Here is a 12877-nt window from a genome sequence, read left to right on the forward strand (position 1 = left end):
ATTTCCGTGCCATTGTAGGAAGGAACATTACATTGCCAGTTACTGAAGTAAGCATTCCAGCTCATGCTACCGCTCACATCGATGACTAGAAGGATATTCGGAGAAACGGCGGTGGTCAAAAAGGGAGGGGTGGAACAGTAGTTGGCCCCTTCAGCCTTAGGAGTGTAGAGAAAAAACGAGGCTATGAGAAGGAAAAAAAGTAGAAACCTACTCATGAATAATTTTCTTTTCCTTACCTCTAATAGGGATGATTTCCTCGGGTTTTAAGGAAAAACTTTCCTTTTGACACCTGGAGCCAGGTAGACTAACGCAGATCGTGGAACCGGGAGATAATTCAGGGAAACTACCCTTTAGGCTTATCCTTTTTTCACCCCTGCAGGTCTCCTGAGGAAAGTAAACCACCAGGGAAGAACCTTTCATTCTCTTAACTTTTCCGCAAAGAAGCAACTCGTCTAAAGCCCGGAGAGGGGCTCCTTTTAAGTTTAGAAAAACCATAAATATAGTCAACCAGTAGAACTTTTTCATACTTTCATAATATTATTTGCCTTTTTCTCCTGCGTGAAGTGTCCGCGCAAAATTCGTGGAAAAATCGTGGAAAAATTTTAAAGCAAGCGGGCTTCGAGATCCGAAACCGTCCGGCGTTTCGGATCAAAGGCCACCGCCATGTACAGACGCCCCGGTGATTCAAAACCTCGGCCTCTACCCGGTGGCCCAGGAGATTGAGCGCCAGATAGAAAACCGTGTGGAAGAATCAGCCTATTCTTCCTTAAGTGCAATTTAAAACCGATTTCTTATCAATGCTTTCAAAAATCCTGCTTTCCGTTAACCAGAAACCAGGGTAGGAGCAACCGGACGGTCTCGTGGAGGCAAGAGAGGCAAAGACAAAGAGGTTCACACCCACTCAAAGCTCTGCACCACGACCATACCCGCCCGCTCCGCCCGCTCCAGAACCTTGGGTAACGCAAAGTGGGTAACGACTATGGGTACCACCTCCCCGCCTATCTCCTCTTTTACCGCCTCCACCTTCTTCCACACCTGTTTCAGCTTCGCCACATCATCCAGCTTCAGCACGGCCTCCCCCACAAGGAGCACCTCTTCCCCGTTCCTTCTGGCCCGGGCAAAGATGTTTATCTCCTCTCCTGCCACAAAGGTGCGTACTATTTTTTCCTGCACCTCAAGCCCCAGCTTTTCCTTGAGAAGTGAAGGCAGATGACGGTAGGCTTCGTTCTCAAGAGCATAGGAGATGGTGCGTGAAAGCCCGCCGACCTCCTTTCTCACCCTCTGAAGCCCACGGGCAAGCTTGGCTATCTCTTCCTCGGTGCGTTTTTGGGCCTCGGCAAGTTCGTTGAGTCTTTCCTCGGTGCGTTTTTGGGCCTCGGCAAGTTCGTTGAGTCTTTCCTCGGTGCGTTTTTGGGCCTCGGCGAGTTCGTTTATGGCCTGCCACACGCGTTTGAAATTTTCCTCTGTCTGCCTCTCAAAGTGCTCAAGCCGCTCCTCGGTGCGTTTCTGGGCCTCGGCAAGCTCCTTTACAGTCTCGCCAAGATCACGGACGATCTCCTTGAGCTCGTTAAATTCGCTTCGGGTAACCTGCTCCTCCATCCGGGCATACTGCCTTTCCATTTCCTCCAGGATGGCAAAAAGCACTTCCCTCAGAGGCGGAGAAAGCTCACTTATCTTTCTCATAAGGGATACACCGGACATCACATACACCCCTCAGAGCTTTTTAAATTAAGGATAAAGAGGGATCAGGGAAAGGGCAAGCTACGGAGGTTTGCGGGATGGTGGAAGTGGCCTAAGCGGAGAGGAGCACCCAGAAGCGATTGCGGCGGGATTTTTAAGAACTTGATCCGAAAAACAAGGAACCTTAAATTGTAAATGAAAGAGAGAAGAGAATCCGATTAGGAGAACGAGATGACTATTCGCAGATCTGTCCGTTCCTCCAAGAAAAGGGTCAAGAAGGTTTCGGTTCTCTTTCCCGTTGATCTTTTGCGGAAGGTTAAGATGGTGGCGGCCATGAGGCAGGAGAACACCAGCCAGGCGATAGTAAGGCTTACGATGGAGGGCTTGAAGAAAGAGATGGGGTCCGGAGAGGCCAATCTCGATCTTTTAGATCGGCTTGTAGGGAGTATTCCGGCCGGAGGAGACGCGGTGGAGGACTCCAGGGAGGCTTTTTGATGGAGACGGTCCTGGTGGACACAAGTTTCCTGGTGGCGCTTTTGTGCCGGCGGGATGTGCATCAATTTTCTTTTAGAGAGACGGTGGATGTTTTGAGGAGGATGGTTCCGAATCCGGCGCAGTTTGCCTATTATTTGGCGTGGAAGTTCTGGGATGTTTGGGATCTGGCGATTGAGAGCCAGGGACGGTTAACCTTCAATGACGCTTTGCTCGTAATAGGATGCAGGGAGGAAGGGGTCAGAAGGATAGCCAGTTTTGATCGGGGATTTGAGGGGTATCTGGAAGTTTTGAAATAAGGGGCTCCGTAAGAGGAAGTGGCCTAAGCGGAGAGGAGCACCCAGAAGCGATTGCGGCGGGATTCTATACGGAGCCGCAGACCCAGGTGTTCGCTCAGGCGGCGGGAGAGATAGAGCCCTAGGCCGCTTCCGGGAGAAGGGGAGGGGCGGCAGTCGTTGCCCAGGGCCAGATAGACCCGGCCCCGGAAGCGTCCGGCCCGAAGGTAAATCCACTCCCCTCCGTGTCGATAGGCGTTCTCGAGAAGGAGGTAGAGTAGAAGCTCCCCCTCCGGAGAACGCAGGAAGTTCGGGAGTCGCTCAAGGCGCAGGCGGATTTTCCTTCTCCCCCAGTCCGCCTCGAGTCTCTTAAGGACCCGTTCCGCCACCTCCCGGGGAGGTTCCTCGTAAGCCGCGGGGCCTTCCTCCAGAAAGTACCGGAGGAGTTTCAGCAGACGGGCAAGATCTTTTTCCATGAGGGAGAGGCTTTCCCTGAGCTCGGAGAGGGCCTCGGGGCGGGACTCGGCCAGGGAGAGTTTTACCTTCTGGGCGGAAAGGAAGTTGCCGAAGCGGTGGGAGAGGGAGAGGATCAGGACCCGGAGGAAGAGTTCCTGGCGACGGGCGTGTCTTTCATAGGCCCGGAAAAAGACGAAAAGGAGGTAGGCCAGGGCCACTCCGGCCAGGGCCACCCAAAAAAAGAGATAACGGGCGAACTCCGCCGGGGGGAAAGGGGTCTCGGCGGAGACCGTAAAACCCAGGAGAGCGGCGAGATAAACCAGGATCAGGGAAAGCACCAGGATGAGTAAAGCCAGACGAAAAAGTTCTCCGGGGGTGCGGATCCTCACCGGTTCAATCCAGACGATAACCTCTTCCCTTGAAGGTCTTTATAGCCTCGCGGGGGAGCACCCGGCGCAGCTCCTTGATGTAGCTGCGCAAGGTTTCCTCGTTCACGATGACATCGCTCCACACATTTTCCAGGATCTCCTCCTTGCTCACTATGCGGCCCCGGTTCCGGAGGAGATAGAGAAGAAGGTCCCAGGCCCGACGGGAAAGCACGACCTCCTCGTCTCCCCGACGGAGGACCCCGGCCTCGAGGTCCACTATGAGCTCTCCGATCTCCACCCGTGAGGCCGGGGGTCTTTCCCGGCGCCTCAGCAGGGCCCTGAGGCGCAGCTCGAGCTCCAGCACCTCGAAGGGTTTCACCAGGTAGTCGTCGGCCCCGGATTCGAAACAGACCTTCTTGCTCTCCAGGTCCTCCTTGGCCGTGAGTATCAGGACCGGAAGGGAGGGATGTCGGCTCTTCAGTTCCCTGAGGATGTGCTCTCCGGGAATGTGGGGTAGTATGAGATCCAGTACCACCGCCTCCCAGGGGCGGGAAAGGGTTTCACGCCAGAGCCTTTCGTCGCCGAGCCAGAAGGCCTCAAACCCCCGTTCCTTAAGGTAATCCCTCAACGAGGGGCCCAGAAAGGGATCGTCCTCGATGATGAGCACCCGGGGGTCAGGGGATCCACTCAAAGCTCTGCACCACCAGGATACCCGCTTTTCTGGCCCTCTCCAGGACCTCGGGATGGGCAATATGGGTTACGATCACCGGAAGGACCTCTCCGCCGAACTCTTCTTTGACCGCCTCCACCTTGCGCCAGATGGAGCGCAGCTTCTCCCGATCGTCCAGTTTGAGCACCGCCTCGCCCACCAGGAACATCTCCTTTCCGTTGCGGCGCACCTTTCCGAAGAGATCCACCTCCTCGCCGTCTATGTAGGTGCGGATCAGACGTTCCACCGTCTCGATTCCGTGAACCCTCCTGAGGAAGGAGGGAAGATGCCGGTAGGCCTCGTTTTCCAGGGCGTAGGCCACCGTGCGGGAAAGTCCCCCCAGCTCCTCCCGGGTGCGCTCAAGCCCCCGGGCGATCCTTTCCACCTGTTCGGTGAGCCGATCCACCCGTTCGGTGAGGCGGTCCACCCGTTCGGTGAGCCGCTCTATGGCCTCCCAGACGCGCCGGAAGTTCTCCTCGGTCTCCTTTTCGAATTTTTCCTGGCGTTCGGCCATGCGGTCCAGGGCTTCCCAGACGCGCCGGAAGTTCTCCTTGGTCTCCTTCTCGAACCTTTCCTGGCGTTTAGCCATACGGTCCAGAGTTTCCCATACGCGCCGGAAGTTTTCCTTGGTCTCCTTCTCGAACCTTTCCTGGCGTTTAGCCATACGGTCCAGAGTTTCCCATACGCGCCGGAAGTTTTCCTTGGTCTCCTTCTCGAACTGTTTCTGCTGTTCGGCCATGCGGTCCAGTCGTTCGGAGAGTCTGTCGATGGTCTCCCAGACCTTCTTGAATTTCTGGTCCAGCTCCTTCTCGAACCGTTTACGCTGCTCGGCCGTCTCGTTCAGGATCTTCCAGATGCGGTTGAAGTTTTCCTGAGTTCTTTCGGCGAAGGCCTCAAATCGACGGTCGAATTCCTGAAAGTCCCGCCGGGTGACCCTTTCGCCTATTTCCCGATCCACCAGCTCCGCAAAACGCAGGAAGGCCTCCCTCCATTCCGGAGGCAGCGTCTCCAGTATCTCCAAAAGCTTCCGATCTATCATCAGTTCCTCCGTTTAACCGGAAACCCGAATCCCCTCTTGCTATTTTATAAACCGCTGTGTTAAATGTAAATGCCATGAGACCCAGGGCGCTGGTTCTTTCGGGCTACGGCATAAATTGCGAGCGGGAGACGGCCCATGTGTTGCGTCTCGCCGGAGCGGATCCCGAAATAGTCCACCTCTCCGAGCTCCTTTACGGGGAGAAACACCTTCGGGACTATCATCTTCTCTGCTTCCCGGGGGGATTCCTGGACGGGGATCATCTGGGGGCGGCCCAGGCCGCGGCCCATCGCCTGCGACACGCCCGCATAAGAACCTCCGGCGAACGCTTTATGGATCATCTCCTGGAATTCATTAAAGCCGGGAAACTCATCATCGGGATCTGCAACGGTTTCCAGCTCCTGGTGAAACTGGGCTTGCTCCCCGGGCTGGAGGGACGCTACGGGGAACGCCTGGTGAGCCTTACCTACAACGACTCCGGACGCTTCGAGGACCGGTGGGTGAGCCTCAGGGTCAACCGTGATTCTCCCTGCGTTTTTACCCGGGGTTTCAAACGCCTTTACTTTCCGGTGCGTCACGGTGAGGGGAAGTTTGTAGTGCGAGACCGGGATGTTCTGGAGAGGTTAATTTCCGGGGGACAGATCGTTCTTCAGTACACCCATCCTGAAACCGGTGAACCCACCCAGGAATATCCCTACAATCCCAACGGTTCGGTGATGGCCGTGGCCGGGATCTGTGATCCCACCGGGCGCGTTTTCGGCCTCATGCCTCATCCCGAGGCCTTCAATCATCCTACCAATCATCCCCGCTGGAGGCGGGAAACGATTCCGCCGGAGACCCCAGGTCTTCGTCTCTTTAAGAATGCGGTGGAGTACCTCCGCGAAACTCTCCTTTCATGAAGGAAGATTCCGCGGTAAAGTCCCTGGCCGAGCTTCTGCTTGATCTGCGCCGGTATCTCCTGCGGATGGTCCTGCTGCTGGTGTCGTTCAGCCTGGCCGCGCTGGCCGCGGCTCCCCGCGTGCTCCTCTGGCTGGAGACGCGTTTCGGCCAGAGACTGGCCTTCTTCGGAGTGGCCGAACCCTGGCTGGCCCTTCTCAAGACGGCATTTTTTCTGGCCGTGGTGGTTCTCTTTCCCTACTTTCTGTGGCTCCTATACCGCACGGCGGCTTCCGTGTTCCACCTGAAAAGAGTGCACGGGGTTTTCATGGTTCTGGGAGGAATGCTCCTCTTTTACGCCGGAATTGCCTTTTGTTTCTTCGTCACCCTCCCTTACGGAATGAAATTCCTCCTCTCCTTTCAGAAGGAGGACATCGTTCCTACCATCTCCGTGGGGCACTTCGTCAATTTCGTGGCCCTTTTTCTTCTGGCCTTCGGCCTCATCTTTGAACTCCCCCTTTTTATGATTCTCCTGGCTCAGGTGGGACTTCTCAATCCCCACCGGGCGGCCCGTTATCGACGGCACGCCATCCTTATCATCACCATCGTCGCCGCGGTGCTCACCCCCACCCCGGATGTTTTCAATCTCAGCCTCATGGCGGTGCCCCTTTACCTCCTCTTCGAGGTCGGGCTCCTGGGTGCCCGATTGGTAGCCCGCAAACGGGTCTAAAACTTCTGCGGGGATATACCCGAAAGGGCCTCGGCCAGGGGAGCGGCCTTTTCCGGAGGCATGGCCGCAAGGATCCGGGCCACCTGGTCGCTCTTCATGGCCGAAAGGATCCTGACCGCCATGTCCGGATCCATGTTCATCAACAATCGCGCCGCCTTGGAGGGACGCATCTCCGAGTAGGCCTTGACCAGCAGGTTGAACCTTTCGGTTTCGATTCGCCGAATCTCTCTGAGCTTCTCATCCAGCGAATCCTCAAGCTCAAGAAGAGCCGCAAGTCTCCTCTCCACCTGTTTTTCGAGAAGTTTAAGTCTTTTTTCCCTCAGGTCGATTTCTCTCGCTCTTTTCTCAAGCTTGCGGCGCTCCGCCCGGAGGGCCTCAAAGATTTCCGGGGGGCACTGTCCTAGGGGGGAAGAAGGGACCTTCGTGGAGCGCACTTCGGCCTGAAGATTTCTTTCAAAGGCGGTAATGGCCAGAATAAGCTTGAGGAGAGCCAGAAAAGCCAGCACGAAAAACAGACGAGCCGGCTTCATCTCCGCCCCCTGCGCATCAGGGTTAGATCGTCCAGTTCCCGGTAAAAGGCCTTTTCCTCCTCCCGTCGGAAGCGTTGCCATAGCTTTTCGTGATATTTTTCAGCCACTTTTTTTTCTAGATGAGCCTTTTCCAGTTCTTTTTTAAGATTTTCTACCTCCTTCATACGGGCCCGGAGTTTTCTCTCCAGGCGATCGGTTTCTCTAAAGGTGGCCTCCAGCCCTTCTCCGTAAAGCCGGAGATCCTTTCCGGAAAGCACTGCTCCGGAAAGACGGTTGTACACGGCCCTGCGATTCTCCCGAACCTCCTTCAGATCCCGACGGGCCGCATCCAGAGCCGAAAGGGCTCCCGAGAGTCTATCCCGAGCCCGTTCCTCCCGGAGTTCCCTTAGGTAAAGCAGGGTATTCAGGATTCGCGGAGGCCTTCTCACGAAATCGCCTCCTTAAGGGCCCGAATGCTCTCCTCGAAACCGGCCCGTTCCTCCACTTCCTGACGCAGAAAGGCCTTGACGGCCTCGATTTTTTCAAGAGCACGATCGATCTCCGGGTTGCTTCCCCGCACATAGGCTCCGATGTTGATGAGATCCTCGGCCCGCCGGTATACGGCAAGGAGTTTTACCAGTTCTTGGGCGGCTTTATAGTGTTCCCTTTCGGCGAGATCCCGCATCAGTCGACTGACGCTGGCTAGAACATCAATGGCCGGATAGTGCCCCTCCTGTGCCAGTTCCCGGGAGAGCACGATGTGCCCGTCCGCGATGGCCCGTACGGCATCCGCCACCGGTTCGGTAAAGTCATCCCCCTCCACCAGCACGGTGTAAATACCGGTGATGCTTCCTCCCTCGGTGCGTGGTCCCATGCGTTCCAGGAGACGCGGAAGCTGCGCAAACACCGAGGGAGTGTATCCCCGGGCGGTGGGGGGCTCGCCTACGGAAAGCCCCACCTCCCGCCCGGCCATGCAAAATCTGGTAAGGGAGTCCATCATGAAGAGCACATCGAGCCCCTGATCCCTAAAGTACTCCGCGATGGCCGTGGCGTAATAGGCGCCGCGCATCCTTAACGGAGGAGGCTCGTCCGCGGTGGCCACCACGACCACCGATCTCCGCAATCCCTCCTCACCCAGATCCCTTTCGATAAATTCCCGCACCTCCCGGCCCCGCTCCCCTATGAGCGCGATTACATTTACATCAGCCCGGGTATGCCGGGCCATCATGCCGAGAAGCGTACTTTTTCCCACCCCTGAGCCGGCCATTATGGCGATACGCTGTCCCTTGCCCACGGTAAGAAGGGCGTTTATGGCTCTTATCCCCACATCGAGAGGCTCTGTTATGCGGGCCCTCTCAAAGGGTTTGAGTGGCTCGTTGTAAAGGGGATAGGTCTCCGGAAGGTAGGGCAGGGGTTTCCCGTCTAGGGCCTCTCCCAGCGCATTTATGACCCTTCCCAAAAGTTCCCTTCCCACCCGGGCCTCGGCCCTCTCGCAGGCATAAACCCGATTCCCCGGTTCTATCCCTATGGGGCTTCCCAGGGGAAGAAGAAGGAGCCTTTCGTCCCGGAATCCGGAAACCTCGGCCAGGATTTCTCCGGAGGAGGTTTCTATTCGACAGAGGTCCCCCACCCGGAGAGGAGGCCCCTCCGCTTCCACCACCAGTCCCACCACCTGTTTTACATGTCCGCACACCTTAATGGGTTTAACCCCCTCCAGAACCAGTCGATATCTTTCGAGAGAACTAACCCTCACCGTCGGAAACCTCTTTCAGGGTTTTCAGGAGCTCCTCCCAGCGTCTCTCCAGGGTGGCATCCACCAGACCGAAGTTGGTTTCTATCAGGCACCCTCCGGGGGTGATGGAGGGGTCGGCCACAATCTCCAGGGCCGGAAGACTCTTCTGGGAAAGGGCCGAAAGGTCGAACCGCTTGAGAAACTCGGCCTCCCTTGGATGGACCCGTATCTTTATCCGGGCCCCCTCTACCACCTCTTTAAGAGCTTCGCGTATTACCCTGAGGATGAGGGTTTCGTCCTTCAGGGCCTCCTTAAAGAGGAACTTTCTGGCCATAACCTTCAGAAGAGAAAGGACCTCACGATCCAGAGAAAAAATTCCCCCGGATATTTCCCTCTTTAAGGATTCTAATAGTTCATCTAATTCTTTAATTTTATTACCTAACTCGGTCTCAAGTTGGGCTTTCTTTTGAGATAACTCCTTATCGGCACGGTGGCGTCCCTCCCTATACCCTTTTTCAAATCCCTCGGTACGGCCCTCCTCAAAACCCTCCCGGTATCCTTCTCTGTAAGCCTTTTCCCGGGCCAGAGCTACCTCCCGTGAGAACTCCTTTTCTGAAGAGGGCTCAAGGGTATTCCCCTCCTGGATCGGGGCGGCCTCCATCAGCCGGAGGCGGCGCATCCTGATCATGGAGGACTTGAGAATCTTAGACAAATTCCTCCTCCCCGCGTCCCAGGATTATCTTGCCCTCCTGTTCCAGGCGCTTGGCCACCTTGATGATGTTCTGCTGCGCCTTTTCCACCTCGGAAACCCGCACCGGCCCCATGACCTCCAGGTCCTCCCGGAGGAGGGTGGCGGCGCGTTCGCTCATGTTGCGCAGGAACTTCTCCCGCACCTCCTCCGAGGCCCCCTTGAGGGCCAGACGCAGATCGTCGGTGGAAATCTCCCTGAGGATGGTCTGGATGGCCAGATCGTCCACCTGGAGGAAGTCCTCGAAAGTGAAGAGATACTTGCGAATTTCCTCGGCAAGATTGGGATTTTCCTCCTCGATGTCCGAGAGAATTTCGTCCTCGAGCTCGCGTCCGGCATGGGTGAGGATCTCCGCGGCCTTTTCCGTGCCTCCCAGCTTGCGCCCCAGCACCCCACCCACGGCCTGAAGCTCCTCCTCAAGGGCGTTGCTGATCTCCTGCACGATATCCGGATCAACTTTATCCAGAAGCGCAATGCGCAGAAGGACCTCTCCCCGGATCTTCTCCGGCAAAAATTGCAGAATCTGCCCGGATTGGTCGGGATCCAGATGTACCAGAACGATGGCGATGGTCTGCGGATGCTCGTTGCGCAGGAAGTTGGCCACGGTCTTGGGATCGAGTTTCTTGAGCTTCTTGAAGGTCTCCGGACCGATCTCTTTCTTTATCTCCTCCCAGATCTGCTTTCCCTTCTCCCCGTAGGCCTTGATCAAACTCTCCTTGAGGAACTCCTCCGGGGAGACGGAGAGGTCGGCCATTAATTCCTTGGCCTCAAGATTGGCCTCCTCGAGCACCTTTTTCACCGCCTCCGCGGGCACATATTCCAGCTTAGCCATTTCCACGCCGATGCGTTTTATGTCTTCCTCGTCCAGATACTTGTACACCTCGGAGGTGAACTCCTCTCCCATGACCATGAGAAAGATGGCCGCCTTCTGGGGACCGGTCAATTTTTCCGGATCTATCTTGGCCATTTTAAGCCGCCTCCTTCAGGGCCTTGGCCCTTTCCTCCGCGGATTCCTCAAGCAACCACTTTTTTACGAGAATGGCCGCCCGTTCGGGACTGCTCTGGACTATGCCCAGGGCCATCTCGTGGGGAAGAGGCTGGGCCTCCTCCCGGGCCTCCACTTCCGGAGCCCTTTCCCCTCTCTCCAGGGCCTCTATTTCGGCCTCGGTGGGTTTTTTCTCCAGAATACTCTTTAGAAGCGGGCGTATCACCAGAAGTAGGACCAGAACCGCGATCAGAAACTCAAGCAGCGGCTTGACCAGGCGACTCGCATATTCCATCCACACCGCCGGTCCCTTCACCTCCTCGGTGCGGAAGGGGAAGGTGGATACCTCGACCACATCCCCTCGATCGGGATTATATCCCACCGCTCCCTTAACCAGTTTCTCTATCCATTCAAGTTTAGCCTGTTTGTCCTTTCCGGCTACAGCGTTCTCGTCCACCAGCACGGCCACAGAGAGGCGTTTTATCTTTCCCGGAGCGATGGAGATTTGCTTGAGGACCCGGCTGGGTTCGTAATTACGGATAATCTTCTTCTTTGAAGAAACCTCCCCCCGACCCGCAAGTCCCAGGTTGCCCTCGGCCTTGGCGGCAAGAGCCCCTTTCACTCCGGCCGGTCCCCCTTGACTGCGGCTGCTCTTACTGGATTCCTCTACCGACTCGGAGACCACCGCGGTCATCTCCGGATCGTAGGTCTCCTCCCGTATAGCCCCTTTGTCAAAGTCCACCTCCACCGAGACCTGAGCTACGGCCCGGCCCGGTCCCAGAGCCCGGCTTAGTAAATCCTCTATTTTCGAGCGGTAGCGTTCCTCAAGACTTCGCTGATAGGCCAGCTGAGTGGCCGAGACCTCCTCTTCCTCCTTTTTACCCCTATAAAGGATCCGGCCGGTGGAATCAATAATGCTTATGTTTTCCGGGGTGAGGCCGGTAACCGCCCCGGAGACGAGATTGACTATTCCCAGGATCTCTTTTCTGGTAAGGGTATAACCCGGCCTGAGGCTGACGAAGACCGAGGCCTTGGGGGGTTTTTCCTCCTCCACAAATAAACTCTCCCTGGGGAGGGCCAGGTGAACACGAGCATACTTTACCTCCCGCAAACTCATGATGGTGCGAGCCAGCTCTCCCTCAAGGGCCCTCTGGTAGTTGACCCTCTGAACGAACTCCGTGGCCCCGATGCGTCCCTTGTCGAAAAGCTCAAAACCGGGACCCGGCCCCCCCACCAACCCCTGTCCGGCTATCTCCATCCGTAGCTCCAGCACTTTATCCTTGGGTACCTTAATGGATCCTCCGGGGCCGATCCGGTAGGGGATGTTTTTGTTCTTGAGATAATTTACGATCTCACCGGCGGTTTCCTCGGGAAGACCTCGATAAAGAAGGGCCCATTCCGGCCTCGAGGACCACAGGATGAGGGCAGCAAAACCGGCCACCGCCAGAAGTAAAAGGATACTCCCTATGATCTTTTGCTGTCGATTCAAACCCTCGTAAAAGGTCCGAAGCTGACCGACCACCTCTCGCGGTTGAGGCCACTTCATGCTCTTAGGTCCCTCCTACTTAAATCTGCATGCGCATGATCTCCTGATAGGCCTCAAGGACCTTGTTCCGGATTCGCACCACTAGTCGAAAGGAGAGATCCGCTTTGGCCAGGGATAGAGTGAGTTTCGTGAGATCCGTATCGCGTCCCGAGGCGAAATCCCGAAGGTGCGCAAGGGCCTGCTTCTGGATGCGATCGGTTTCTCTGAGCTTTTCCTTCAGGAGTCTCCCGAAATCTTTCTCCCGTTTCAGGACATCCTTCCCGGTTTCCACCGGGAACAGACCGGACCAGGAAGAAGGCAAAATTTTCATGGACTTATCCCTCCTTATCCACGGATTATGTCTATGGTTTTGATGGCCAGATCCTTGGTAATGTTTATCACGGTAAGGTTGGCCTCGTAGGCCCTTCCCGCCGAAAGCAATTCCACCATTTCCGTTAACACATCCACATTGGGGTACCTGACCATTCCCCGTTCGTCGGCATCGGGATGAGTGGGATCATAGACCTCCCGGAAAGGAGCCGGGTCGTCCACGATCTCGGCCACCTTCACCTCCGAGACTCCCTCTTCGTCTGGAAGGGGGTCGGAGGTCAGAATTACATCCTTGGCCCGATAGGGGCCCCCCTCGGCTGTACGGGTGACCTGGGCGTTGGCCAGATTCATGGAGGCAATGTTGAGCCTTACCCTTTGAGCAGTAAGGCCGCTTCCGGCGATCTTAAGGGCGGTCAGCAGTTTCAT

Annotated in this window: 17 protein-coding genes; 4 read left to right on the forward strand and 13 right to left on the reverse strand. The window is 56.3% G+C overall.

Annotated elements, in window-relative coordinates; genetic code table 11:
• Positions 1-207: 207 nt before the first annotated feature.
• On the reverse strand, positions 208-525 hold the full coding sequence (locus tag K3767_RS05550; RefSeq protein WP_221172576.1) for a hypothetical protein: 318 nt from the start codon (positions 523-525) through the stop codon (positions 208-210).
• Positions 526-891: 366 nt separating this feature from the next.
• The gene (locus K3767_RS05555; protein ID WP_221172577.1) at positions 892-1683 is read right to left on the reverse strand and encodes a hypothetical protein; all 792 of its coding nucleotides are present in this window, start codon (positions 1681-1683) and stop codon (positions 892-894) included.
• A 228-nt stretch (positions 1684-1911) separates the two neighbouring features.
• Between K3767_RS05555 and K3767_RS05560 the strand changes: the two genes are divergently transcribed.
• Both K3767_RS05560 and K3767_RS05565 read left to right on the forward strand, forming a co-directional pair.
• Positions 1912-2175 (forward strand): hypothetical protein, encoded by a 264-nt coding sequence (locus K3767_RS05560; RefSeq protein WP_221172578.1) that lies wholly within the window; start codon positions 1912-1914, stop codon positions 2173-2175.
• Entirely contained in the window at positions 2175-2471 is a 297-nt protein-coding gene (locus tag K3767_RS05565) for a hypothetical protein (RefSeq protein WP_221172579.1), read from the forward strand. The genes K3767_RS05560 and K3767_RS05565 overlap by 1 nt, the downstream gene beginning before the upstream one ends.
• A gap of 23 nt (positions 2472-2494) precedes the next feature.
• Here K3767_RS05565 and K3767_RS05570 read toward each other — a convergent pair whose 3' ends face one another.
• The 3 genes from K3767_RS05570 to K3767_RS05580 are packed head-to-tail and all read right to left on the reverse strand — an operon-like array spanning position 2495 to position 5019.
• The gene (locus K3767_RS05570; RefSeq protein ID WP_221172580.1) at positions 2495-3292 is read right to left on the reverse strand and encodes a HAMP domain-containing sensor histidine kinase; all 798 of its coding nucleotides are present in this window, start codon (positions 3290-3292) and stop codon (positions 2495-2497) included.
• A 4-nt stretch (positions 3293-3296) separates the two neighbouring features.
• Positions 3297-3962, reverse strand: coding sequence for a response regulator transcription factor (locus K3767_RS05575; RefSeq protein WP_221172581.1), 666 nt, complete (start codon positions 3960-3962; stop codon positions 3297-3299).
• A complete protein-coding gene (locus K3767_RS05580) occupies positions 3946-5019 on the reverse strand; it encodes a hypothetical protein (RefSeq protein WP_221172582.1) in 1074 nt (357 codons plus the stop codon). Before K3767_RS05580 ends, K3767_RS05575 begins: the two co-directional genes overlap by 17 nt.
• Before the next feature lie 74 nt (positions 5020-5093).
• Here K3767_RS05580 and purQ point away from each other — a divergent pair, with 74 nt between their 5' ends.
• A complete protein-coding gene (gene purQ, locus K3767_RS05585; RefSeq protein WP_221172583.1) occupies positions 5094-5915 on the forward strand; it encodes a phosphoribosylformylglycinamidine synthase I in 822 nt (273 codons plus the stop codon).
• Complete coding sequence (locus K3767_RS05590; protein WP_221172584.1) at positions 5912-6622, forward strand: twin-arginine translocase subunit TatC; 711 nt, start codon at positions 5912-5914, stop codon at positions 6620-6622. Before purQ ends, K3767_RS05590 begins: the two co-directional genes overlap by 4 nt.
• Here K3767_RS05590 and K3767_RS05595 read toward each other — a convergent pair.
• Genes K3767_RS05595 through flgC form a run of 8 tightly spaced genes read right to left on the reverse strand, consistent with a single transcriptional unit; the run spans position 6619 to position 12877 of the window.
• Positions 6619-7152 (reverse strand): MotE family protein, encoded by a 534-nt coding sequence (locus K3767_RS05595; RefSeq protein WP_221172585.1) that lies wholly within the window; start codon positions 7150-7152, stop codon positions 6619-6621. The two genes, K3767_RS05590 and K3767_RS05595, sit on opposite strands and share 4 nt — an antisense overlap.
• On the reverse strand, positions 7149-7580 hold the full coding sequence (locus K3767_RS05600) for a flagellar export protein FliJ (protein ID WP_221172586.1): 432 nt from the start codon (positions 7578-7580) through the stop codon (positions 7149-7151). The genes K3767_RS05595 and K3767_RS05600 overlap by 4 nt, the downstream gene beginning before the upstream one ends.
• Positions 7577-8884, reverse strand: coding sequence for a FliI/YscN family ATPase (locus K3767_RS05605; RefSeq protein WP_221172587.1), 1308 nt, complete (start codon positions 8882-8884; stop codon positions 7577-7579). Before K3767_RS05605 ends, K3767_RS05600 begins: the two co-directional genes overlap by 4 nt.
• A complete protein-coding gene (locus K3767_RS05610; protein WP_221172588.1) occupies positions 8874-9575 on the reverse strand; it encodes a FliH/SctL family protein in 702 nt (233 codons plus the stop codon). Before K3767_RS05610 ends, K3767_RS05605 begins: the two co-directional genes overlap by 11 nt.
• On the reverse strand, positions 9568-10578 hold the full coding sequence (fliG, locus tag K3767_RS05615; RefSeq protein WP_221172589.1) for a flagellar motor switch protein FliG: 1011 nt from the start codon (positions 10576-10578) through the stop codon (positions 9568-9570). The genes K3767_RS05610 and fliG overlap by 8 nt, the downstream gene beginning before the upstream one ends.
• 1 nt (position 10579) lies before the next feature.
• Positions 10580-12142 (reverse strand): flagellar basal-body MS-ring/collar protein FliF, encoded by a 1563-nt coding sequence (gene fliF / locus K3767_RS05620; RefSeq protein ID WP_221172590.1) that lies wholly within the window; start codon positions 12140-12142, stop codon positions 10580-10582.
• Between the two features lie 19 nt (positions 12143-12161).
• Complete coding sequence (gene fliE, locus K3767_RS05625) at positions 12162-12452, reverse strand: flagellar hook-basal body complex protein FliE (protein WP_221172591.1); 291 nt, start codon at positions 12450-12452, stop codon at positions 12162-12164.
• A 14-nt stretch (positions 12453-12466) separates the two neighbouring features.
• Positions 12467-12877: a flagellar basal body rod protein FlgC gene (gene flgC / locus K3767_RS05630; protein ID WP_221172592.1), complete on the reverse strand. Its 411-nt coding sequence runs from the start codon at positions 12875-12877 to the stop codon at positions 12467-12469.

The organism is Thermosulfurimonas sp. F29 (assembly GCF_019688735.1).
GTDB lineage: Bacteria > Desulfobacterota > Thermodesulfobacteria > Thermodesulfobacteriales > Thermodesulfobacteriaceae > Thermosulfurimonas_A.

What these genes read in the sequence shown, in the direction of transcription:
- K3767_RS05590 (WP_221172584.1), top strand. Translation starts at nt 5,912, where the DNA reads ATGAAGGAAGATTCCGCGGTAAAGTCCCTGGCCGAGCTTCTGCTTGAT.
- K3767_RS05580 (WP_221172582.1), bottom strand. Translation starts at nt 5,019, where the DNA reads ATGATAGATCGGAAGCTTTTGGAGATACTGGAGACGCTGCCTCCGGAA.
- fliF (WP_221172590.1), bottom strand. Translation starts at nt 12,142, where the DNA reads ATGAAGTGGCCTCAACCGCGAGAGGTGGTCGGTCAGCTTCGGACCTTT.
- purQ (WP_221172583.1), top strand. Translation starts at nt 5,094, where the DNA reads ATGAGACCCAGGGCGCTGGTTCTTTCGGGCTACGGCATAAATTGCGAG.
- K3767_RS05595 (WP_221172585.1), bottom strand. Translation starts at nt 7,152, where the DNA reads ATGAAGCCGGCTCGTCTGTTTTTCGTGCTGGCTTTTCTGGCTCTCCTC.
- fliE (WP_221172591.1), bottom strand. Translation starts at nt 12,452, where the DNA reads ATGAAAATTTTGCCTTCTTCCTGGTCCGGTCTGTTCCCGGTGGAAACC.
- K3767_RS05555 (WP_221172577.1), bottom strand. Translation starts at nt 1,683, where the DNA reads ATGAGAAAGATAAGTGAGCTTTCTCCGCCTCTGAGGGAAGTGCTTTTT.
- fliG (WP_221172589.1), bottom strand. Translation starts at nt 10,578, where the DNA reads ATGGCCAAGATAGATCCGGAAAAATTGACCGGTCCCCAGAAGGCGGCC.
- K3767_RS05550 (WP_221172576.1), bottom strand. Translation starts at nt 525, where the DNA reads ATGAAAAAGTTCTACTGGTTGACTATATTTATGGTTTTTCTAAACTTA.
- K3767_RS05565 (WP_221172579.1), top strand. Translation starts at nt 2,175, where the DNA reads ATGGAGACGGTCCTGGTGGACACAAGTTTCCTGGTGGCGCTTTTGTGC.
- flgC (WP_221172592.1), bottom strand. Translation starts at nt 12,877, where the DNA reads ATGAAACTGCTGACCGCCCTTAAGATCGCCGGAAGCGGCCTTACTGCT.
- K3767_RS05560 (WP_221172578.1), top strand. Translation starts at nt 1,912, where the DNA reads ATGACTATTCGCAGATCTGTCCGTTCCTCCAAGAAAAGGGTCAAGAAG.